This is a genomic window from Aeromicrobium sp. PE09-221 (assembly GCF_002174305.1).
Taxonomy (GTDB): Bacteria; Actinomycetota; Actinomycetes; order Propionibacteriales; family Nocardioidaceae; genus Aeromicrobium.
Window position 1 is genome coordinate 136,350 of record NZ_MIJB01000019.1, and the last position, 21,651, is coordinate 158,000.

Annotated in this window: 21 protein-coding genes and 1 pseudogene; all 22 read left to right on the plus strand. The window is 69.2% G+C overall.

What is annotated here, in order from left to right; translation table 11 throughout:
* Positions 1-79 precede the first annotated feature (79 nt).
* The 22 genes and pseudogenes from BHE97_RS10685 (at position 80) to BHE97_RS10785 (ending at position 21,447) form a co-directional block, all read left to right on the plus strand.
* Positions 80-1,345: an FAD-dependent oxidoreductase gene (locus tag BHE97_RS10685; protein WP_087624015.1), complete on the plus strand. Its 1,266-nt coding sequence runs from the start codon at positions 80-82 to the stop codon at positions 1,343-1,345.
* Positions 1,346-1,503: 158 nt separating this feature from the next.
* Positions 1,504-2,235, plus strand: coding sequence for a methyltransferase domain-containing protein (locus BHE97_RS10690; protein ID WP_087624016.1), 732 nt, complete (start codon positions 1,504-1,506; stop codon positions 2,233-2,235).
* A gap of 21 nt (positions 2,236-2,256) precedes the next feature.
* Positions 2,257-2,646, plus strand: coding sequence for a DUF3040 domain-containing protein (locus BHE97_RS10695; RefSeq protein ID WP_170931366.1), 390 nt, complete (start codon positions 2,257-2,259; stop codon positions 2,644-2,646).
* A 247-nt stretch (positions 2,647-2,893) separates the two neighbouring features.
* Positions 2,894-3,343 carry a division/cell wall cluster transcriptional repressor MraZ gene (gene mraZ, locus BHE97_RS10700; protein WP_087624046.1) on the plus strand — a complete coding sequence of 150 codons (450 nt, stop codon included), beginning with the start codon at positions 2,894-2,896 and terminating at the stop codon, positions 3,341-3,343.
* An 86-nt stretch (positions 3,344-3,429) separates the two neighbouring features.
* Positions 3,430-3,561: a hypothetical protein gene (locus BHE97_RS20985; RefSeq protein WP_272896909.1), complete on the plus strand. Its 132-nt coding sequence runs from the start codon at positions 3,430-3,432 to the stop codon at positions 3,559-3,561.
* Positions 3,555-4,517 (plus strand): 16S rRNA (cytosine(1402)-N(4))-methyltransferase RsmH, encoded by a 963-nt coding sequence (gene rsmH, locus BHE97_RS10705; RefSeq protein WP_087624018.1) that lies wholly within the window; start codon positions 3,555-3,557, stop codon positions 4,515-4,517. The genes BHE97_RS20985 and rsmH overlap by 7 nt, the downstream gene beginning before the upstream one ends.
* Positions 4,518-4,580: 63 nt before the next feature.
* Positions 4,581-4,997, plus strand: a complete 417-nt coding sequence (locus BHE97_RS10710; protein WP_087624019.1) for a hypothetical protein — start codon at positions 4,581-4,583, stop codon at positions 4,995-4,997.
* Positions 4,997-6,739, plus strand: a complete 1,743-nt coding sequence (locus BHE97_RS10715) for a penicillin-binding protein 2 (RefSeq protein WP_087624020.1) — start codon at positions 4,997-4,999, stop codon at positions 6,737-6,739. Before BHE97_RS10710 ends, BHE97_RS10715 begins: the two co-directional genes overlap by 1 nt.
* Before the next feature lie 60 nt (positions 6,740-6,799).
* Positions 6,800-8,296, plus strand: a complete 1,497-nt coding sequence (locus BHE97_RS10720) for a UDP-N-acetylmuramoyl-L-alanyl-D-glutamate--2,6-diaminopimelate ligase (protein WP_236757641.1) — start codon at positions 6,800-6,802, stop codon at positions 8,294-8,296.
* The gene (murF, locus tag BHE97_RS10725) at positions 8,293-9,666 is read left to right on the plus strand and encodes a UDP-N-acetylmuramoyl-tripeptide--D-alanyl-D-alanine ligase (RefSeq protein WP_087624022.1); all 1,374 of its coding nucleotides are present in this window, start codon (positions 8,293-8,295) and stop codon (positions 9,664-9,666) included. The genes BHE97_RS10720 and murF overlap by 4 nt, the downstream gene beginning before the upstream one ends.
* Before the next feature lie 31 nt (positions 9,667-9,697).
* A complete protein-coding gene (gene mraY / locus BHE97_RS10730; RefSeq protein WP_087624023.1) occupies positions 9,698-10,762 on the plus strand; it encodes a phospho-N-acetylmuramoyl-pentapeptide-transferase in 1,065 nt (354 codons plus the stop codon).
* A complete protein-coding gene (murD, locus tag BHE97_RS10735) occupies positions 10,759-12,210 on the plus strand; it encodes a UDP-N-acetylmuramoyl-L-alanine--D-glutamate ligase (protein ID WP_236757642.1) in 1,452 nt (483 codons plus the stop codon). Before mraY ends, murD begins: the two co-directional genes overlap by 4 nt.
* Positions 12,211-12,432: 222 nt before the next feature.
* Positions 12,433-13,662: a putative lipid II flippase FtsW gene (ftsW, locus tag BHE97_RS10740; RefSeq protein ID WP_087624024.1), complete on the plus strand. Its 1,230-nt coding sequence runs from the start codon at positions 12,433-12,435 to the stop codon at positions 13,660-13,662.
* Positions 13,663-13,664: 2 nt separating this feature from the next.
* Positions 13,665-14,744 (plus strand): undecaprenyldiphospho-muramoylpentapeptide beta-N-acetylglucosaminyltransferase, encoded by a 1,080-nt coding sequence (gene murG / locus BHE97_RS10745; protein ID WP_087624025.1) that lies wholly within the window; start codon positions 13,665-13,667, stop codon positions 14,742-14,744.
* Positions 14,741-16,141 (plus strand): UDP-N-acetylmuramate--L-alanine ligase, encoded by a 1,401-nt coding sequence (gene murC / locus BHE97_RS10750; protein ID WP_087624026.1) that lies wholly within the window; start codon positions 14,741-14,743, stop codon positions 16,139-16,141. The genes murG and murC overlap by 4 nt, the downstream gene beginning before the upstream one ends.
* Positions 16,138-16,854 carry an FtsQ-type POTRA domain-containing protein gene (locus BHE97_RS10755; RefSeq protein WP_087624027.1) on the plus strand — a complete coding sequence of 239 codons (717 nt, stop codon included), beginning with the start codon at positions 16,138-16,140 and terminating at the stop codon, positions 16,852-16,854. Before murC ends, BHE97_RS10755 begins: the two co-directional genes overlap by 4 nt.
* Positions 16,855-17,069: 215 nt before the next feature.
* Positions 17,070-18,272 (plus strand): annotated as a pseudogene (ftsZ, locus tag BHE97_RS10760) (cell division protein FtsZ); the annotation flags it as partial.
* A gap of 2 nt (positions 18,273-18,274) precedes the next feature.
* A complete protein-coding gene (locus BHE97_RS10765; protein ID WP_236757643.1) occupies positions 18,275-18,940 on the plus strand; it encodes a polyphenol oxidase family protein in 666 nt (221 codons plus the stop codon).
* Positions 18,937-19,665: a YggS family pyridoxal phosphate-dependent enzyme gene (locus BHE97_RS10770; protein WP_087624030.1), complete on the plus strand. Its 729-nt coding sequence runs from the start codon at positions 18,937-18,939 to the stop codon at positions 19,663-19,665. The genes BHE97_RS10765 and BHE97_RS10770 overlap by 4 nt, the downstream gene beginning before the upstream one ends.
* 43 nt (positions 19,666-19,708) lie before the next feature.
* Complete coding sequence (gene sepF, locus BHE97_RS10775; protein ID WP_087624031.1) at positions 19,709-20,239, plus strand: cell division protein SepF; 531 nt, start codon at positions 19,709-19,711, stop codon at positions 20,237-20,239.
* Between the two features lie 3 nt (positions 20,240-20,242).
* A complete protein-coding gene (locus tag BHE97_RS10780) occupies positions 20,243-20,536 on the plus strand; it encodes a YggT family protein (RefSeq protein WP_081085349.1) in 294 nt (97 codons plus the stop codon).
* Between the two features lie 134 nt (positions 20,537-20,670).
* The gene (locus tag BHE97_RS10785; RefSeq protein ID WP_087624032.1) at positions 20,671-21,447 is read left to right on the plus strand and encodes a DivIVA domain-containing protein; all 777 of its coding nucleotides are present in this window, start codon (positions 20,671-20,673) and stop codon (positions 21,445-21,447) included.
* Positions 21,448-21,651 lie beyond the last annotated feature (204 nt).

Consider the following 21,651-nt stretch of genomic DNA (forward strand, 5'->3'; position numbering starts at 1 on the left):
GGTGCGTGGTCAACCATGCGGCGACAACCATGCGCAGCGGGCTGCCAGCGGCGCCGGGTGACACCGTAAGCTGCCGCCCATGGCGCGCGTCGTGGTCGTCGGTGGTGGCTTCGCCGGTCTGAGTGCTGCGGCGAGACTCGCCAAGCTGCGCCATGAGGTCATCCTGATCGAACGGGCCGACGAGCTCGGCGGGCGCCTGCGCGGTTTCCGTTGGGACGATCACGTCTGGCAGTTGTACCCCGAGACCGTGACGCTCCCGGGGGTCTTCCGTGATCTCTTCCGTAAGTCCGGACGTCAGCTGGATCGCGTGCTCGATCTGGCTCCGGCGCCCCCCCGCCGTCATGTGTTCGTGCGTGGCCGTCGGCGCGACGTGCTCGATCTGCCCTTCGGCATGCGCGGTGACCAGAGCGCGGCGATCGAGCAGGCCTTCGGCGCCGATCAGTGGTCGCCTTGGGTGGACTCGCTCGCCCCACGGTGGGACGCGCTGCGACGGCGGGTCCTCGACGAGGTCTACGACGGCGTCCTCGAACCGGGGTACCGGCGGCAGATCCGTCCGCGGCGATCCCTACGGAGGGTCGCACGGCGCGAGCTGCGGGATCGGCGACTGCGGTCGCTGGTGCTCGACGCCGCCAGCCTCGAGGGTGATGACCCGATGCACACGCCGGGCGTCACGGCCGTATGGCACTACGTCGAGCGGAACTTCGGCCGGTGGAGCTTCGACGGCGGTCTCCCTGCTCTCGCCGATGCGCTGGCGCGGCGGATGGGGGAGCGGAAGGTCGACCTCAGGATGACGACCACGGCGACGGATGTGCGACGTGGACCGGCTGGCCGACTGATCGGCGTCGAGACCGATGCGGGGCCGGTGGACGCCGATGTCGTGGTCTGGTGCGCACCCGATCTGCCGTCCTCGACACCCGAACCGGCCCTCGTGCGGCGCATCCCTGCCCCCCGGACGCTGCTGACCCTTTCGGAGGATCCCGGGATCCTCGACGACATGGTGCTCCATGCCGAGCGTCCGGTGCGGGTGTGGAGGTCGGGACCATCGCACTGGGTCGTGGAAAACCGGGCAGGTGGGGACGCGCTCGACGCGCTCGCCGAAGGAGGCCTCCGTTGGCGCGGGTTGGTCGAGTCGCGTCGCGACCTGGCCCCGCGCGAGCTGGTGCTGCTCGGACACGACGGGTGGGCATGGCGTGGCTGGCACGCCACGGCCGAACGACCTGGATCCGATACGAGGGGTGGTCTCTTCTTCGCCGGAGCACACGCCCACCCCGGCACCTCGCTGGAGATGATCGGCCTGGCGACCGCCGCGATCGCGACCCACCTCGGCGAGGTCCCGCGCCGCTGAGACCTCCCCAGGCGGTGAGCTATCCCGCACTTTCCACATCGAACTGCGTGATGGCTCACCGCTCGCGATGGGGTAGGGGATGGGTGCGCGATGGCTCACCGCCCACGGCATCGCGGGCGACGAGGCGCGAGGGCCTGGGGAACCTCTAGGGTGGAGCCATGGGACCGGTGCGTGCGGAGGTCATGTGGCAAGCGGTGCGCGATGCGCTCGAGGCAGCGGCCACGGACGAGGACAGGCCCCTGCGGGTTCTCGATATCGGGGGAGGCACGGGCGGTGACGCGGTTCGTGTGGCCGCCGAGGGTCACGAGGTCGTCGTGGTCGACCCGAGTCCGGACGCCCTGGCCGCCCTGGCCCGCCGTGCCGACGACGCGGGGGTGCCCATCTCCCAGCTGCTCGGTGACACCGAGGACCTGGCCGAGCACATCGAGTCCGCCTCCATCGATCTCGTGCTCTGCCACGGCGTGGTCGAGCATGTCGACGATCCCGTCACCGCTCTGCGCGAGGTGGCGCGCACCCTCGCGCCGTCGGGGCGCCTGAGCATCGTGGTGCCCGGGCGGGTGAGCGCGGCGATCGCCCGGGCCGTCGCGGGCGACTTCCAGGCGGCCCAGGCACTCGTGGAACGTCCAGTCGCCCACTGGGATCCCGACGAGCACGGTCCTCGACGCTATTTCAGCGAGGAACTCGATGCCCTGCTCGCGGCAGCGGGGTTCCGCCCGGCGGCGACCCGCGGGCTGCGGGTTTTCGCCGATCTCGTTCCGAGCGCGGTCGTCGACGTCGAGACCGGTGCGCGTGAATCCCTGTTCGCACTCGAGAGGGCCGCTCGGGAGCGTCACGAATTCGCAGCCTGCTCGGGTGGTCTCCAGCAGATCGCCTGCCTAGAATTGTCCTAACCACCGAGCAAGGAGTCCATCGTGCCGCTTTCAGACGAAGAGGCCCGCCTGCTGGCCCAGCTGGAGCAGTCGCTGGCCGAGGAAGATCCCGACTTCGCCTCGACCCTACGGGGATCGAAGCTGGCTGCCCGCCACCGCAAGATCGTCGCCCTCGCGGCTGTCGCCTTCGTGATCGGCATGGGCCTGCTGCTCGGCGGTGCCGTGACCGCGTCCACCTGGCTGGGCGCGATCGGTTTCGTGGTCATGGTCGGGGCGTCGTATGCCTTCATCCGCACGTGGCGTCAGGGCATGATCGGCGGCGATGAGGCACCGGCCGGGGGCGGAGGTCCGCGTGGTGGCAAGCCGCAGTCCGGCTCCTTCGTCGACCGGATGGAGGAGCGCTGGAACCGCCGCCAGGACGACGGACGCTGATACCACTCCACTGACGCACCACTCTCCACCACCAGCCGCCCCACCGTGAGGTGAGGGCGGCTTTTTCATTGGCTCCACAGGCTTTTCGCCCGTGGAGCCTTTCTCATGTCCACGGGGCGACACGGGAGCGATCATCCCCATCGGGGGAGAAAGGTGGTGCATAGTGGGTTAGAGTGGTGCAAAATGGTGGAGCGAGTGAAGGAGCAGCCGCCCATGGGGCTCGAGACGCGAGGTGAGGAGGGCCGTGGTGAATCCCGACGTCACCAACTTCTTCGGCACCTACACTCCGCGTCTGGACGACAAGGGGAGGCTCTTCCTGCCGGCGAAGTTCCGTCCGCGGCTCGAGCAGGGCGTGATCCTCACGCGTGGCCAGGAGCACTGCATCTACGGCTGGACGACCGAGTCGTTCAACGAGTTCACCGATCGGGTGCGCAACACGCCCTTCACCAATCGCCAGGCGCGCAACTTCCTGCGCATGCTCTTCTCCGGCGCCTCCTCGGAGACTCCGGACAAGCAGGGGCGGATCTCGGTCCCTCCGGTGCTGCGCGAGTGGGCGAGCCTCGAGCGCGAGTGCACGGTCGTCGGCGCGATGGATCGCATCGAGATCTGGGACTCGCGTCGCTGGGACGAGTTCTCCTCCGAGCAGGAGGACGAGTTCGCGGACATGTCCGACGAGGTGATGCCGGGCATCTTCTGACCGTTCTCGCGGGTGGCGATGCCCGCCTGGGTGGATCTGACATCCCTTCCCCGGTGTCAGAACCATGCGGGCGGGGATCGGCGCTCGTGAACACCGGTCCGCGGCCCGACCCACGCATCCGCGTGCAGATCGCCCAGCGTCTCGCCGTCATGGCGGTGTCGCTCGGCGCGAGCACCACGGTGGTGCTCGTCCTCTCCGCCGCTCTGGGGGCATGGTGACGGCGCCGCGGCACATCCCGGTGGTGGCCGACCGCGTGCTGGACCTGCTGGAGCCGGCTGTGCTGGCGGCCGACACCCCGGTCCTGGTGGACACGACCCTCGGTCTCGGTGGCCACAGCGAGGCGATATTGGAGCGGTTCGGCGAAGTGAGGGTGATCGGCATCGATCGCGACGGCGACGCCCTGCGGCGTGCGACTGCGCGGCTAGAACCCTTCGGCGACCGGTTCACGCCGGTGCACGCTGTCTACGACGAGATCGCCGAGGCCGTGCGCAGTGTCGGGGTGGCCCGGGTGACCGGTGTGCTCTTCGACCTCGGCGTGTCCTCGATGCAGCTCGATCAGGCCGAGCGGGGCTTCGCCTATGCCCAGGACGCGCCGTTGGACATGCGGATGAATCCGCAGGATCCGCTGACGGCGGCCGAGGTCCTCAACAGCTATGAGGAGAGAGAGCTCGCGCGCGTGCTCCGTGACTACGGTGAGGAGAAGTTCGCTCGCAAGATCGCCCGCACGATCGTGCGCGAACGGGAGCGCGAGCCCTTCGAGCGCAGCGCCCGGCTGGTCGAGCTGGTCCGGGACGCGATCCCGGCGCCCGCGCGCCGCACCGGTGGCAACCCGGCCAAACGCACCTTCCAGGCCTTGCGGATCGAGGTCAACGACGAGCTCGGCGCCTATGAGCGAGCGTTACCGGCAGCGCTCGGGCTCACGGAGATCGGTGGGCGGGTCGTGGTGCTGTCCTATCACTCCCTGGAGGACCGGATCACCAAGCGGACCTTCGCCGCGGCCACGACGAGCACCGCCCCGCCCGGCCTCCCGGTCGTGCCACCTGAACATGAGCCGCGGTTCCGGCTCCTCACCCGGGGAGCGGAACGCGCCTCGGAGACCGAGATCGCCGAGAACCCCCGTGCCACCTCTGTCCGCCTGCGTGCCGTCGAAAGGATCGCCCATGATCAGCGTTAACGCCTTGGCGATCGAACGCCCGTTGCCGCGTCCGTCCGGTCCGCGTCCCTCCGGGCGGTGGCGATGAGCCGGGGGAGCGCGGTCGCGAGTCAGGCCGGTCGCGCACTCGTCGCGCGGGGACATGAGGTCCGTTCGGCCGGTCTGCGCCTCGTCGCGCCGGTGCGCCAGCGAGCGAAGCGGGCGCCCTTCGTCGTCGTGCTGTTGACGGTGCTCGGCGTCGGCCTCGTCGGCCTCATCATCATGAGCACGATCATGCAGAGCCAGTCCTTCGTGCTCTCCGATCTCACCCGGGAGAACGAGAGCCTGCGGATCGAACGTGAGGGTCTGGCCCGTGAACTGCAGGACCTGCAGTCACCGCAGTCCCTTGCGGACAAGGCGACCAATGCCGGCATGGTCCCGCCGGCCAACCCGGTCTTCCTGCGATTGGCCGATGGCACGGTGATCGGTCAGCCGATCCCCGCTGGAGAGGGAGGTCAGTGATGATCACCGCGATGACCCGGCGCCGGGTGCGGGTGTGTCTCGTGCTCGCGCTGGCGGTCTTCCTCGTGTTCGGCCTGCGGTTGTTTCAGATCCAGGGGGTCGATGCCAAGGCCTATGCGGCGATGGCCGTGCAGAACGGCACCGCGACGACCACGGTGCCCGCGCCTCGCGGCGCGATCGTCGATCGCAATGGCGTGGAGCTGGCCTCCAATACCGACGGTCTCACCATCACCGCCGATCCCAGCATGACGTCCGAGCACGCCCCCCAGATCGCGCGTATCCTCTACGAGCAGCTACCGGCCGAGATCGACTACTTCGACACGATCGAGAAGCTTCGCACGCCCGATTCGCGATTCGTCTACGTCGTCCGCGACATCCCCGCATCGGAGGCCTCCGATGCGGTCAAGGCCGTGCGCGATGCGCAGTACACCGGCGTCTTCACCGAGAAGGAGAACCTGCGCAGCTACCCCGGCGGGTCGCTCGCGGCGAATCTCCTCGGTTTCACCGACAACTCAGGCAAAGGCGTGCAGGGCATCGAGCAGATGTTCGACGATCAACTCACCGGCACCGACGGCTCCAGCACCTATGAGGTGTCCTCGACAGGTCAGCGCATCCCGATGGCCGACAACACCGTCGAGGAGATGGTGCCGGGCACCGCCGTCAAGACCACGATCGACCGCGACCTGCAGTGGTTCGCCGACCGGAGGCTCTCGGAGGTGGTGTCCTCGACCGGCTCCGCCTGGGGGCTCGCGATCACGATGGACGTCAAGACCTGCCAGATCCTCCAGATGTCGCAGGCACCCACCTTCAATCCGGACACCCGCCAGGGCATCACCGATCAGAACACGGTCTCACGGGCCACCCAGACGGTCTACGAACCGGGCTCGGTCATGAAGCCGGTGACGATGGCCGCTCTGGCCGACCAGGGGCTCATCAATGCCGACTCGAAGGTGCGGGTGCCCGAGGGCATGACGATCGACGGCTTCCGGATCGGCGACCACTGGGATCACGGCGTGCTGCAGATGACGGCGGCTGGGGTCATCGCCCAGTCCTCCAACCTCGGCACGATCGTCGCGGCCCAGCAGATGGACGATCAGACCTTCTACGACTACCTGCGCAAGTTCGGCTTCGGCGAGCAGACCGGGGTCGGCCTTCCCGGCGAGTCCGCGGGCATCGTGGAGGATGCGGACAGTTGGACCCGCGCGAAGCACGCCACGACCTCCTTCGGACAAGGCATCTCGGTGACGGGCGTGCAGATGCTGCGGGCCATCGGCGTCATCGCCAACGACGGCATGGGCTGCGACCCGACCGTCGTAGAGTCGACGATCGCACCGGACGGCACGGAGAAGAAGGTCGAACAGGACGAGCCGGATCGCGTCGTGTCCCCGGAGGCGGCTGCGCAGGTCACCCGGATGATGGAGGCTGTCACGGCCGATGACGGGACAGCACCCGCGGCGCAGGTCGAGGGCTACCGCGTCGCCGGCAAGACCGGTACCGCGTGGCGCGTCGATCCCGACACGGGACGCTACCTGCGGGGTCAGAACCTGGTGTCCTTCGTGGGCTTCGCCCCGGCGGACAAGCCGCGCTTCGTGACCTATGTCGTGATCGACAAGGCGCCCGGCGGTGCCGGTGGTGGCTCGCTGGCCGCTCCGATCTTCCACGACATCATGTCGATGGCGCTCGAGCGTTTCGGCGTGATGCCGACCGGCTCGCCATCGCCCGAGGTCGCGCAGTACTGGTGAGCACCACGACACCTCGCGCGCCTGCTCGCCGCCTCGGTCCGGGGCACTAGGTTGGGAGGCGTGGTTGATGAGTCCATGCGGGTTCGGCCGACCGAGCCTCCGCATCGTTCACTGCGTTCGCTGGCCCACCGGCTCGGCGTCCGTCCGCACGGCGAGGCCGAGGTGACGGGACTGAGCCTGAACACCGCGGACGTGCGGCCGGGAGATCTCTACGCCGCGCTGCCGGGGGCGAGTACACACGGAGCGCGCTTCGCCGACCAGGCCGCCGCCTCGGGCGCAGCGGCGGTGCTGACCGATGCGCGAGGCCTGCAGTGCGTCCCCGACGGGCTCCCGTATCTCGTGGTGGAGGATCCGCGTCGAGTCCTGGCTGATCTCGCGGCCGATGTGTACGACCATCCCAGTGAGGCGTTCACCACGATCGGCATCACGGGCACCCAGGGCAAGACCACCAGCACCTATCTGGCGGAGGCGGCACTCAGCGGAGAGCGGCCGGCGGTCATCGGCACGATCGGCACCCGGATCGCGGGCGTGCCTGCGGCGTCGAGTCTGACGACCCCCGAGGCGCCTGCCCTGCAAGCGCTCTTCGCGGTGATGCGCGAGGAGCGGGTGACCGCCTGCGCCATGGAGGTGTCGAGCCATGCCCTCGTCAAGGGCCGGGTCGACGGCTTCGTCTTCGATATCGGCGTCTTCCTGAATCTCGGTCGCGACCACCTGGACTTCCACACCGACATGGAGGACTACTTCCGGGCCAAGGCGAGGCTTTTCACGCCCGAGCACGCCCGTGCGGGCGTCGTGCTGGTCGACGACGATTACGGCCGCCGGCTCGCCGCTGAGGCCGAGATCCCCGTCACCACAGTCTCGACCGGGGGTGAGCCCGCCGACTGGCGGGTCACCGATCTCGAGGCGCAGTCACTAGGGTCGCGGGCAGTACTGCAGACCCCCGATGGCGATCAGGTCGAGCTGGTGGTCCCGCTGCCCGGGGCCTTCAATGTGGCCAATGCGGCCGCCGTCGTCGCCGCCCTAGCTGCCACGGGACGCGATCCGCGGGAGGCCGCGACCGGGATCGCACGGAGCCCGGGCGTGCCCGGACGGATGGAACGCATCGACTCCGGACGAGATGTGACGGTGGTGGTCGACTACGCGCACAAGCCGGATGCGATCGTGGCGGTGCTGGAGGCCCTGCGACCGGTAACGGAAGGACGGCTCATCGTCGTGCTCGGCGCTGGCGGAGACCGGGACCGCGGCAAGCGATCCGTGATGGGCGCTGCTGCGGCCGAGCGCGCGGACGTGCTCGTGGTCACCGACGACAATCCGCGTTCGGAGGACCCTGCCCACATCCGGGCCGCGGTCATCGAGGGGGCGCGTGATGCCCAGGCGGAGGTCGTCGAGGTCGCCGGCCGGCGCGCGGCGATCGCCGAGGCGCTCTCGATGGCACGGGCCGGGGACACGGTCGTCATCGCGGGCAAGGGACACGAGCGCGGACAGGAGATCGCCGGCGTGGTCCACCCCTTCGACGATCGCGAGGTCGTCCGCGAGTGTCTGGAGGCACTGCGATGATCGGGGGACTCACCGCCGCCGATATCGCCGAGATCACCGGTGGTGCCCTGCGTGCCGATCCCGGCCTCGCGGTGCCCGGACCGGTCGTCATCGACTCGCGCGAGGCGGCAGCGGGCGTGATCTTCGCCGCGATGGCAGGGGATCACGCCGACGGACATCGCTTCGTGCCGGGGGCGCTGGATGCCGGCGCCGCGCTGGCACTGGTGACCGCTGAGGTCGAGGGCCCGTCCGTGGTGGTCGAGGACGTCCCCGCGGCCATGGCCGCGCTCGCCCGGCACAGCCTCGGAGCCCTGCGCGAGCGGGGTGAGATCGCTGTGATCGCCGTCACCGGATCGCAGGGCAAGACGAGCGTCAAGGACATGCTGGCCGGTGTGCTCGGCGACCAGGCGCCCACCATCGCCCCCCGGGGCTCCTTCAACAACGAACTGGGCGTTCCCCTCACCGTCCTGCGGGCCGATGCCGACACCCGCTATCTCGTCGTAGAGATGGGCGCCCGAGGTGTCGGCCACATCGCGTATCTGTGCGGAATCGCCCCGCCGGACATCGGCGTGGTCCTCAATATCGGCTCCGCTCATCTGGGCGAGTTCGGCACGCCGGAGATCACGGCACTGGCCAAGGGTGAGCTGGTCGAGGCCGTCGGCAGGGGGGGAGTCGCGGTGCTCAACGCCGATGACCACCGCGTCGCCGCGATGGCGTCCCGGACGGCGGCGCGTGTCGCCACCTTCGGATTCGCCGGCGAGGACGTCCGCCTAACCGGCGAGGTCAGCGCCGATGCCGCCGGATATCCGCATGTCACGGTCCAGGTGGACGGAGCCGACCACGATCTCACGGTGGCGCAGCTGGGCCCGCACCAGGTGCTCAACGCGGCAGCAGCGCTCGCCGCCGCCCGGGCCGCGGGCGTCGCGACCGAGGAGGCCATCGCCTCACTGGCGACCGCCGGACCGCGCTCGCCCATGCGGATGGAACGCCATGAACGCGCCGACGGGGTCATCATCGTCAACGACGCGTACAACGCGAATCCCGAGTCGATGGAGGCGGCGCTGCGCGCCCTGGCGGGTCTCGCCGATACCGCCGACTCGGTCGCCGTCCTGGGCAGCATGCTGGAGCTCGGAGAGCGGGCGCGCGAGGACCACGAGGCGGTCGGTGCCCTGGCAGCCCGCCTGGGAATCGGACGCGTGGTCGCGGTCGGTGATCACGCTGAAGACATCGTGCGCGGAGCGGGAGCGATCGCCGAGGTCGCCGCGACGCCCGACGACGCCATCCGTACACTCGACAGGAGCCTGCGGCCCGGTCACGTGGTGCTCGTGAAAGCATCGAGGGGCGAACGGCTCGAGCGTGTCGCCGACGCGTTGCTCGCCGCCGACCGATGACGATGACCTGTCTTCGAAAGGAACCCGCCCCGTGCTTGCTGTCCTGATCGCCGGTGCCCTCGGACTCCTGGGCACACTCGTCGGGACCAAGTGGGCGATCTCCGTGCTCGTCGCCAAGGGCTACGGGCAGCTGATCCGCGACGACGGTCCGACCTCCCACCACACCAAGCGCGGCACGCCCACCATGGGCGGCATCGTCATCATCTTCTCCGTGGTGTTCGCCTACGCGGTGGCCAAGCTGGCCACCGGTTTCTGGCCGAGCCCCTCCGGCTGGCTGCTGCTGTTCCTGTTCGTCGGCCTCGGCCTCATCGGCTTCCTCGACGACTACATCAAGATCTCCAAGCAGCGTTCCCTCGGCCTGCGCAGTAAGGCCAAGATGATCGGGCAGGTCTCGGTGGGTCTGATCTTCGCCGTGCTCGCGATCGGCTGGGAGGATGACCGCGGGCAGACGCCGATCACGCATGCGATCTCCTTCGCCCGCGACATCCCGGGATGGACATTGCCGACGGTGGCCCTGATCATCTGGGTGCTGCTGCTCATCGCGGCGACCTCCAATGGCGTCAACCTCACCGACGGTCTCGATGGTCTCGCGACCGGCGCCTCGGTCATGGTGTTCGGCGCCTATGTCGTCATCAACGTGTGGCAGTACAACCAGAACTGTGCGTACGACCTGGCGGCCGGATGTTACGAGGTCCGCGACCCGATGGACCTCGCGACGATCGCCGCGGCGCTCACCGGCGCCTGCTTCGGATTCCTGTGGTGGAACACCTCGCCGGCCAAGATCTTCATGGGCGACACCGGCTCGCTGTCGCTCGGCGGCGCGATTGCCGGCCTCGCGCTGATGACCCGCACCGAGCTGCTGCTGGTGCTGCTGGGCGGCCTGTTCGTCATCATCACGCTCTCGGTGATCATCCAGGTGGGTTACTTCAAGTTGTCCGGGGGCAAACGCGTCTTCCGGATGGCCCCGCTGCAGCACCACTTCGAGCTCAAGGGCTGGGCCGAGATCACCATCGTGGTCCGGTTCTGGATCATCTGTGGGTTGTGCGTTCTCGCTGGAGTCGCGGTCTTCTACTGGGATTGGATCAGCCGCCAGTGACCGGGATCGACCTGGACGCGCTGGGGCGAGACGACTCCTGGGAGGGTGTGCGGGCCCTCGTCGCGGGCTTCGGGGTGAGCGGTTTCGCCGCGGCGGACACCCTCACGCATCTCGGTGCCGCGGTCATCGCGGTGGATGCATCGGAAGGCGATGCCGCACGGCGTGAGCAGGCAGTCCTGCTCAGGATCCTGGGCGCCGATGTCCGCCTCGGACCCGGCGCCACCGACACCCTTCCCGATGACATCGACGTCGTGGTGACCTCGCCGGGATGGCGTCCGGACACGCCGCTGCTGGCCGAGGCCGCCGAGCGCGGCATCCCGATCTGGGGCGAGGTCGAGCTCGCCTGGCGGCTGCGCGGCCCGGATGCCGCGCCGTGGCTCGCCGTGACCGGCACCAATGGCAAGACCACGACGGTCCAGATGCTCGAGCAGATCCTGCTCGCCGCTGGACTGCGGGCACGGGCGGTCGGCAATGTCGGCACGCCGGTGCTCGAGGCCGTCATGGATCCCGAGGGCTACGACGTGCTGGCGGTCGAGCTCTCCAGCTTCCAGCTGCATTGGATCTCGTCGATGTCCGCTGAGGCGGCGGCCGTCCTGAATATCGCTCCCGACCACTACGACTGGCACGGGGGAGCGGACGCCTACGCGACCGCCAAGGGCCGCGTCTACGAGAACGTGCAGCGGGCCTGTGTCTACAACGTGGCCGATCCCATGACGCGGCGACTCGTCGAGGATGCCGATGTGATCGAGGGGGCACGGGCGATCGGCTTCACCCGCGGCGTGCCCGGGCTCAGCGAGCTGGGAGTCGTCGACGACCTGCTGGCGGACCGTGCCTTCGTGGAGAACCGCGCTGAGCAGGCGGCCGAGCTGGGGTCGCTCGACGATCTCTACGACGACGCGCCCCATGTGATCGAGAACGCCCTCGCCGCGGCCGCGCTCGCCCGGGCTCACGGGGTCGAGCCCGCCGCGGTCAGAGCGGGTCTGCGTGCCTTCCGTCCAGGGCCGCATCGCGTCGCGGAGGTCGGCCGGATCGGCGGCATCCGCTATGTCGACGACTCCAAGGCCACCAACCCGCACGCGGCCGCTGCGGCGTTGTCCGCGGTCGAGAGTGCGGTGTGGATCGCCGGTGGACTCGCCAAGGGCGCGACCTTCGACGACCTGGTCGCGGGTGCCCGCGACCGTCTGCGCGCCGTCGTGCTGATCGGCCGGGACCGTGCTCTCATCGCCGAAGCGTTGGCGCGACACGCGCCCGAGGTGCCGGTCGTCGAGGTCGAGACGAGCGAGGATGACCTCATGGATCGTGTGGTCGAGGTCGCGTCGTCGTTCGCCGGCGACGGTGACACGGTGCTTCTCGCTCCGGCCTGCGCGTCCATGGACCAGTTCACCGACTACGCGCAGCGTGGCGAGTCGTTCGCCGAGGCGGTCCGACGTCTCGCCGACCGCACGTAGTCCCTACCAGCTCTCTTCCTTCCCCGATCTTCCCCGCCTCGCCGAAGGACCCGACCATGAGTGAGCGCAGCGAGCGAATCATTCAGCGCTTTGTCATGCCGGCATCGCCGTATTCTGTTTTTCTTCTGGTGGTGGCGGCATGAGTGAGCGCAGCGAGCGAATCATTCAGCGCTTTGTCATGCCGGCATCGCCGTATTCTGTTTTTCTTCTGGTGGTGGCGGCATGAGTGAGTCTCGTACGAGCACTCGACCCAGAGGCAGCGCTGCGCCGCGCCGTGCCTCCGCGGCCATGGAGTCGGTGCGCCAGGTGCTGGCGCGACCGCTCGCGTCCTATCAGCTCGTCCTGGGTCTCACGGCGATCCTGCTGGGCCTCGGACTCATCATGGTGCTGAGCGCCAGCTCGGTCTTCGCGCTGCGCACCTACGGGGACTCCTTCTACATCGCGATCCGGCAGGTGATCTTCGCCGCGCTCGGCGTGGTGGGCTTCCTGATCGTGCTGCGGATGCCGCTGAGCAAGCTGCGGATGCTGATCCGCCCCGTCCTGTTGATCGTCGTCGTGCTCATCGGCCTGACCTTCACTCCACTGGGCCTGGAGATCAACGGCAATCGCAACTGGCTGCCGCTGTTCGGCGGATTCAACCTGCAGCCCTCCGAGCTCGCCAAGCTGGTGCTGGTGCTGTGGATCGCCGACCTGTACGACCGACGGCACAAGTACCTCGGCACGCCGCGCTACATCCTCACGCCGATGCTCCCTGTGGCCGGTGCGGTGGCGGCGATGGTCGTCGCGCAGGACGACCTCGGAACCGCCCTCGTGCTCTTCGCGGTGATCGTCGGGATGCTGTGGGTGGCCGGTCTGCCGGCCCGGTACATGTGGTTCCTGGGCTTGGTGATCGGCGTCGTTTCGGTGTTCTTCGTCGCCACGGCTCCTCACCGCGTGACGCGCATGCTGAGTTTCCTCGACCCGACCGCGGATCCCGAAGGCGCCGGTCATCAATCGATCAAGGCGATGATGGCCTTCGCCCGCGGTGGATTCGGCGGGGTGGGGCTCGGCCAGAGCCGGCAGAAGTGGGGCGCGTTGCCTGAGGCGCACAATGACTTCATCCTGGCTGTGATCGGTGAGGAGCTCGGCCTGGCCGGGACCCTCGTGCTCTTGGCGCTTTTCGTCATGCTGGGCTTCGTCGGCTTTCGGATCGCCATGCGCGCCCGCGATCGCTTCGCGCGGTACACGGCGGCGGGCATCACGATCTGGCTGCTGTCGCAGGCGATCATCAATGTCGGCATGGTGGTCGGCCTGCTGCCGGTCATCGGCATCCCGCTGCCGCTCATCTCGTACGGAGGGTCCAGCCTGCTCGCCACACTCGTCGGACTCGGCTTCCTCGCCAAGTGCGCCACCACCGAACCAGGGGCGGCGCGTGCCCTGGCCACCAGCCGTCGTCGCAAGGCGGCGGTGTGACGATGCGCGTGCTGCTCGCCGGCGGGGGGACCGCCGGACACACCTCGCCTTTGTTGGCCACGGCGGCCGTGTTGAGTGCCGCCGGCGATGATCTGGTGTGCCTCGGCACTCCGCGTGGTCTGGAGGTCGAGCTCGTGCCGGCCGCCGGCTATGAGCTCGAGTTGGTGCCTCCCGTGCCGCTCCCGCGCCGTCCGGGCGCCGACCTCGTCAAGGTGCCCGTCCGGCTGCGACGCACCGTGAAGGCCACGCTTGACGTGATCGACCGGTTCTCGCCCGATGTCGTGGTGGGTTTCGGGGGCTATGTCTCCGTACCGGCGTATCTCGCGGCGCGGCGCCGCAAGCTGCCGATCGTCGTCCACGAGGGCAATGCGCTGCCGGGCATCGCCAACAAGCTGGGAGCCCGGTTCACCCAGCATGTGGCCACGAGCTTCCCGGACACGGTGCTGCCGCGTGCGCAGTATCTGGGCCTGCCGATCCGGCGCGAGATCGCCTCACTCGATCGGCGCGCCGAGCGCGATGAGGCCCGGCGGTTCTTCGACCTCGATCCTGAGCGTCCGACCATCCTGGTGACGGGCGGGTCGCAGGGCGCGCGCCGTATCAACCAGGCGATGGCGGGTGCCGCCCCGGCCCTCGCCGCGGCCGGTGTGCAGGTGCTCCATGCCGCCGGCCGGCCCGAGGAGGTTCCGGTCGAGCCCGAGCCCGGTGCCCCGCCCTATCGGGTCATCCCGTTCATCGAGCGCATGGACCTGGCCTACGCCGCCGCGGACTTCACGGTCTGCCGGTCGGGGGCCAATACGGTCACCGAGGTCGCCGCGGTGGGTCTTCCGGCAGCCTTCGTGCCCCTGCCGATCGGCAACGGGGAACAAGCCCTGAACGCCCATCCCGTCGTCGAGGCCGGGGGAGGCGTGCTGATCGACGATGTGGCGTTCACCTCGGCCTGGGTCGAACAGGCCGTCATCCCGCTGGTGACCGACCCCGCCGCACTCGATCAGATGTCGGCGGCGGCATCAGATATCGTCCGCGCAGATGCCGCCGAGCGGCTCGCCGAGCTGATCCACCTGGCGGGAGGGGAGAGCCGGTGAGGATCCCGGTCCCCGAGCACGTCCTGCCGGCCGCGGAGCTCGGCACGGTGCACTTCATCGGCATCGGCGGTGCCGGGTTGTCGGCCATCGCACGGATCATGGCGCAGCGAGGCCTGCGGGTGCAGGGCTCGGACGCACGCGACTCGGAGATCCTGGAGGCCCTGCGGGCCGAGGGCATCGAGTGCTTCGTCGGCCAGAGTGACGAGCACATCGCCGGTGTCGACACGGTCATCGCGAGTACCGCGGTCCGTGAGGACAATCCGGAGATCCTGGCCGCCCAGCAGCGTGGCGTGCGGCTGTGGCCGCGCTCGGCGGGTCTGGCCGCGCTGATGACCCCTCCCACCGTCACCGTGGCGGTGGCCGGCACGCACGGCAAGACCACCACCACCGCGATGCTGACCTGTGCGCTGCAGGGTGCCGGCGCGGATCCGTCGTTCGCGATCGGGGCCCAGATCCCCTCGCTCGGCACCAACGCCCGGGCGGGCTCCGACGATGTCTTCGTGGTGGAGGCCGATGAGAGCGACGGCGCCTTCCTGCACTACCACCCGCAGGTGGCCCTGGTCACGAATGTCGATGCCGACCATCTCGACGTGTGGGGGAGCGTGGAGGCCTATGAGCAGGCCTTCGCCGACTTCATCGCGACGGTCGAGACCACCGTGGTGCTGGGCGTCGATGATCCGGGAGCCGGCCGGCTCGCGGAGCTGGCTCGTTCGGTCGGGCTGCGGGTGGTGACGGTCGGACTCGACGTCCCCGCCGATGTCACCGCCCACGACCTGCGGGTCGAGCGGGGCCGCACGCTGTTCACCGCCGCGGTCGGCGGTGTTCTGGTGCCGCTCGAGCTGGCTGTGCCGGGCCATCACTACGCTCAGGACGCGCTGCTGGCGTTGGCGGCGGGCTGGGTGCTCGGCCACGAGCCGTCGGCGCTGGCCCGCGGGCTCGGCGACTATGCGGGTGCCGCGCGACGCATGGAGTACAAGGGCGAGGCCGGAGGAGTGCGGGTCTACGACTCGTACGCGCATCATCCGACCGAGCTCGTGGCCGACCTGGCCGCGGCGCGGCAGGTGGCCGACGGTGCGCGTCTCGTGGCGGTGTTCCAGCCCCATCTGGTCAGCAGGACCCGCATCTTCGGCTCGTTGATGGGTCAGGCCCTCTCCGCGGCCGACGAGGTCGCGGTGGTCGACATCTACCTGGCCCGCGAGGATCCGGACCCGGAGGTCACGGCTCAGCTCGTCGCCGATGCCGTGACGGGGGTGCCGGCCCAGGCGATCGGTCCGGTCGACGAAGCCGCCGACCGGCTCGCGGCGCTGGTACGCCCAGGTGACGTCCTGGTGACGCTCGGTGCCGGAGACATCACCGAGGTCGGGCCGCGGTTGCTGGCGCTGTTGGAGAGCCGGTGACGAGGACCGCCTTCGAGGAGCGGATGCGTCAGCGGCGCCGCCGCCGTTGGAAGCGTGGGCTGCTGGCTGTGCTGGTGGTCGCGCTGGTGGGGGTGGCGGTGTGGGCGGTCTGGTTCTCCGATCTGCTGGTGGCGCAGAAGGTCCGGGTGAGCGGCGTCGAGCAGCTCACCGAGGAGCAGGTGATCCAGGCCGCGGAGGTGCCACTCGGCACGCCGCTGGCCCGACTCGACGCCGAGACGATCGAGGAGCGCGTGACCGATGCGTTGCCCCCGGCCTTGACGGTGGATGTCTCGCGCGGCTGGCCCGATGCGGTGAGCGTCTCGGTCACCGAGCGTGAGGCGGTCGCCTGGGTCCAGCAGGGGGCCGGGCCATGGCTGGTCGACGGCGATGGGGTGGCCTTCCTCCCGGCCGATCCGCCGCCGGAGGGCCTCCTGGAGCTCCAGGCCGATACCGACGACGAGGCCGTGCTCGCCTCAGCGGCTCAAGTCGCCGACGACGTACGGAGCATCGATCCGGCGCTCGCCGGCGGCGTGGCCCAGGTGCGGGCCGAGACCGTGGACTCCGTGGAGTTGGCACTGGCCGACGGCCGGATGATCGTGTGGGGGAGCGCGGGGGAGGCGAAGGCCAAGCTCCGGGTGCTCAAGGTGCTGCTGAACCTCCCCGCGAGCGTGTACGACGTGAGCGTTCCCACGCGGCCCACCACGCGCGAGTGAACTCTTCCTCGGGGAGCGGAACACGCCACTCGGCACCGTCTCAGGCCTTCAGGTCGACGTGATCGCAGAGATGCGGTGTCGCCCGGCGTGTTGGCGGGATCGACCGCCGGACGGCACCTAGAGTCTTCTTCATCGAGAGGTTGACATAACTATAAACCTCGACCTGAGGGTTAAGGTTCACAGTCTCACTCACGGCAGTCAGCGAACGAAGGGCAAGGCAGATGGCGGTTCAGAACTACCTCGCGGTGATCAAGGTGGTCGGCATCGGCGGCGGCGGCGTCAACGCCGTCAACCGCATGATCGAGGTCGGTCTCAAGGGTGTCGAGTTCATCGCCATCAACACCGACGCCCAGGCGCTGCTCATGAGCGATGCCGATGTCAAGCTCGACGTCGGCCGCGACTCCACCCGTGGTCTCGGAGCGGGGGCCAACCCCGAGATCGGCCAGAAGGCCGCCGAGGACCACGCCGACGAGATCGAAGCGGCCCTCAAGGGTGCCGACATGGTCTTCGTCACCGCGGGCGAGGGCGGCGGCACCGGCACCGGCGGCGCCCCGGTCGTCGCCCGGATCGCCCGCTCGCTCGGCGCGCTGACCATCGGCGTCGTCACCCGGCCCTTCAAGTTCGAGGGCCGCAGCCGGTCCAATCAGGCCGACAACGGCATCCAGCGGCTGCGCGAAGAGGTCGACACCCTCATCGTCATCCCCAATGACCGCCTGCTCTCGATCAGCGATCCCAATGTCAGCCTCCTCGACTCCTTCCGCCAAGCCGATCAAGTGCTGTACCAGGGCGTCTCGGGCATCACCGACCTCATCACCACGCCGGGCCTCATCAATCTCGACTTCGCCGACGTCAAGTCGGTCATGAGCGATGCCGGTTCCGCCCTGATGGGCATCGGCTCGGCCCGTGGTGAGCAGCGCGCCGCCGTGGCAGCCGAGATGGCCGTGTCGAGTCCGCTCCTGGAGGCATCCATCGAGGGCGCCCGCGGCGTGCTGCTGTCCATCGCGGGCGGCTCGGATCTCGGGCTCTTCGAGATCAACGAGGCAGCCGGCATGGTCAGCGACGCCGTGCACCCCGAGGCCAACATCATCTTCGGCGCCGTCATCGACGACTCGCTCGGAGACGAAGTGCGCGTGACTGTCATCGCCGCCGGCTTCGACGGTGGCGAACCCAAGGCCCGGGATGCCTCGCAGCCCGCGCTGCTGCGCGGTGAGCCCGCGCAGCCGGCGGCCACGGAGCAGCCTCGGCAGACTCCCGCCGCACCGTCCTCGCAGCCCGGCAGCGCGGCACCCCGTCAGGAGCCGCCGCGTCATCAGGCGCCCCCGGCGACCTCCCCGGAGCCCGCCCCACGCCCGGAGCCTGAGCCGGCCTCGCAGAGCGATTTCAACGACGGGCTGGACGTCCCGGACTTCCTGCGCTGACAGTGTTCTCGCATCGCGAGCGCCACGGACGGGCCGAGTTCGCGGTCACCGATGCCCGCAGCGATCTGCGTACGGGGGATCCGGCCGCCCTCGAGCGCCTCTCGGGGGCCTTCGCCGGGCTCCCGATCGCGCTCATGCATCAGGTGCACGGTGTCGAGATCGCCCCCGCGGACCCAGCCGCGACACCGACCGCCGATGCGCTGCTCGTCGAAGGTCCCGGTGTGGTCGCGGCCGTCCGAGTCGCCGACTGCGTGCCGATCGTACTGGCCGACGATCGCCTCCCACTGGGAGCGGTGGTCCACGCCGGCCGCTCCGGCACCGCCGAGGGCATCGTCCCGGCCACCATCGCGCGTCTGCGGTCCGAGGGCGCCGCATCCCTCCGCGCGTGGATCGGACCGCATGTGTGCGGCCGCTGCTATGAGGTGCCCGCCGCGCTGGCGGCGGAGGTCGAGGGGCGCGTTCCCGGGTCCTCCTCGACCACGTCGTGGGGGACCCCCTCGATCGACCTCGGCGCGGCCGTGACGTCCCAGCTCAGCGCCGAGCAGGTGACGATCACCGATCTCGGCACCTGCACGCTGGAGGACGAGCGGTTCCACTCCTACCGGCGCGATGGCGATCGGGCGGGACGATTCGCCATGCTCCTGACGATGCACGAGGAGGACGAGTGACCGATCGATCCACGAGTCGGGACGACGAGCTGCGCCGGCGACTCTGCCTCGTCGAGGACGAGATCGCGGCGGCCTGCGTGGCCGCCGGACGCTCTCGCGAGGAGCTCACCCTCGTGGCGATCACCAAGACCTATCCGGCCTCGGATGTCGCATCGCTCGCCGCGCTGGGGGTCACAGACGTGGGGGAGAACCGACACCCCGAGGCGCGGGACAAGCGTGAGGAGCTCGAAGATGTCCTCCCCGGGGGCGCGCACATGCCCCGGCTCCACTTCGTCGGTGGGCTGCAGACCAACAAAGCCGGTCAGGTGGCCCGATACGCCGATGTCGTGCAGAGCGTCGACCGGCTCAAGCTGGCCCGATCGCTCTCGCGAGGGGCTGAAGCGGCTGAACGGGAGATCGAGGTCCTCGTGCAGGTCGACTTCGGCGGGGAGGACGCCGGCCGCGCCGGCGCCGAACCCGCTGAGGTGCCGGCGCTCGCCGACACCATCGCCGAGCTGCCAGGGCTTCGGCTCCGCGGTGTGATGACCGTCGCACCGCTCGGCGCGGACCCCGCCTCGAGCTTCGAGCACCTGGCGAGGATCGGCGAACGACTCCGCCAGGATCATCCGGCCGCCGACATCGTGTCGGCCGGCATGAGCGGCGATTTCGCCACGGCGATCGCCCACGGCGCGACACACCTGCGGATCGGTCGTTCGATCCTCGGGGAACGACCTCCATTGCAGTAACCTCGCACTAGACCACCCAACGCACGACACTGACGGAGAAGCCATGGCAGGCGCAATGCGGAAAGTCGGAGAGTACCTCGGCCTCGTCGAGCAGGCCGACTACGACGACGTCGACGTCGAGGAGTCGGGGCCCGTCCGGAATGCTCCCGTCCGCACCTCGCGTGCCCAGGCGCCCCGTGCCCAGGCGCCCCGTGCCCAGGCTGCCGAGCCCGAGCAGCAGACCTTCCGTCCGCAGGTGCGCCCGGTCGCCGATCTCGACGAGCGTCGCGCCGCGAGCTTCGTCGGCCCGACGGATCTCTCGCGCATCGAGACGGTCACCCCCCACACCTACAACGATGCCCGCACGGTCGGCGAGCACTTCCGCTCCGGCGTACCGGTGATCATGAACCTGTCGGATATCAGCGACGAGGACGCCAAGCGCCTGGTCGACTTCGCCGCCGGGTTGGTCTTCGCCTCGCACGGCTCCCTCAATCGCATCACCGCCAAGGTCTTCCTGCTCTCCCCGGAGAGCATCGTGGTGTCCGAGGAGGACAAGCAGGCCATCGTGGCCGGCGGCTTCTACAACCAGAGCTGATCGATGGGCTCAACGATCGCACAGGTCATCTGGATCGTCCTGCAGGTCGCCATCTGGCTGGTCATCGCCCGTTTCGTGGTCGACTGGATCCAGGTGCTCGCGCGTCAGTGGCGTCCGAGTGGCTTCGTGGCGGTGATCTGCGAGGTGATCTACACCGTCACGGATCCGCCGCTGCGTGCCCTGCGCAAGGTCATCCCTCCGATCCGCCTGGGTCAGGTGATGCTGGACCTCTCGCCGATGATCCTCATCATCGTCCTGGTCATCGCCCAGGGCGTGGTGCGCGGCCTGATGTACTAGGCTGGTGCGCGCCAACGACACCGATGCGGTAGGTGCGTAGCGGCCCTGCACTGCGACACAGTACGGTGGAGGGTGACACCGCCGGTCCCCGTCCGGCGCGGCCCAGAGATGGATACATACCTAGAGGTGAATCGATGCCCTTGACGCCGGAAGACGTGCGCGAGAAGCGCTTCACAGCCGTAAGGCTGCGTGAAGGCTACGACATGGGCGAGGTCGACCAGTTCCTCGACGAAGTGGAGGCCGAGCTCGAGCGTCTCCTCGCCGAGAACGCCGAGCTGCGCTCGAAGCTGGAGGCCGGTGGCGGTGCCGCTCCCGCGCCCGCCGAGCAGACCCGCCTGCAGGTGGCGCAGCCGGTCGAGCCGGTCAAGGAGCCCGAGCCCGCGAAGCCCGAGCCGGAGCCGGAGCCGGAGCCGGTCAAGGAGCCCGAGCCGACCCCCGAGCCCCAGAAGGTGGCCACGGTCAGCGAGGCCTCGGTGGCCGCCGCTCGTCTGCTGGAAATCGCTTCCACCAATGCCGACCAGCTCATGGACTCGGCCAAGGAAGAGGCCGACAAGCTGCTCAGCGATGCCCGCAGCGAGGCCGAGCGGCTCGAGACCGAGTCCAAGGAGAAGGCCGAGCGTGTCGAGGCCGTTGCGCGGATGCGCGCCCACAAGCTCGACGAGGAGACCAACCAGCGTCGGCAGCAGATCCTGGCCGATATCGAGCGTCAGCGACAGGAGCTGCAGACCGAGGTCGACCATCTGCGTGCCTACGAGCGCGAGTACCGTGCGCGCCTGAAGGCCTACTTCGAGAACCAGCTGAAGCAGCTCTCGGAGCAGGAGAACGTCGAGCCGACCTCGCAGGTGCGACGCGGTGGCAACCGCATACTGGCCGCCGACGACATCGCCTCGACGCCCGTCGACAAGGGCTGACACCAGGCATCACGTAGCAAGGGCCCCGCACCGATCGGTGCGGGGCCCTGTCTGTCTCTGGGCTCCTGATGCTCCCCACGAAGAGGAGTGCGTCGAGCCATGATGCGGCCGTCACCGCGACACAAAAAGACATCCACAAGACAGGTCCTACAACTGGACGCACAAGATAGTCTAACACGTACAGTAAGATAGCATTTTACACAA

Bases quoted from the DNA above. Each gene is read 5' to 3' on its own strand.
- sepF (WP_087624031.1), top strand. From the start codon at position 19,709: ATGGCAGGCGCAATGCGGAAAGTCGGAGAGTACCTCGGCCTCGTCGAG.
- ftsW (WP_087624024.1), top strand. From the start codon at position 12,433: ATGAGTGAGTCTCGTACGAGCACTCGACCCAGAGGCAGCGCTGCGCCG.
- murG (WP_087624025.1), top strand. From the start codon at position 13,665: ATGCGCGTGCTGCTCGCCGGCGGGGGGACCGCCGGACACACCTCGCCT.
- BHE97_RS10785 (WP_087624032.1), top strand. From the start codon at position 20,671: ATGCCCTTGACGCCGGAAGACGTGCGCGAGAAGCGCTTCACAGCCGTA.
- BHE97_RS10715 (WP_087624020.1), top strand. From the start codon at position 4,997: ATGATCACCGCGATGACCCGGCGCCGGGTGCGGGTGTGTCTCGTGCTC.
- BHE97_RS10780 (WP_081085349.1), top strand. From the start codon at position 20,243: ATGGGCTCAACGATCGCACAGGTCATCTGGATCGTCCTGCAGGTCGCC.
- murF (WP_087624022.1), top strand. From the start codon at position 8,293: ATGATCGGGGGACTCACCGCCGCCGATATCGCCGAGATCACCGGTGGT.
- rsmH (WP_087624018.1), top strand. From the start codon at position 3,555: ATGGTGACGGCGCCGCGGCACATCCCGGTGGTGGCCGACCGCGTGCTG.
- BHE97_RS10685 (WP_087624015.1), top strand. From the start codon at position 80: ATGGCGCGCGTCGTGGTCGTCGGTGGTGGCTTCGCCGGTCTGAGTGCT.
- BHE97_RS10710 (WP_087624019.1), top strand. From the start codon at position 4,581: ATGAGCCGGGGGAGCGCGGTCGCGAGTCAGGCCGGTCGCGCACTCGTC.
- BHE97_RS10690 (WP_087624016.1), top strand. From the start codon at position 1,504: ATGGGACCGGTGCGTGCGGAGGTCATGTGGCAAGCGGTGCGCGATGCG.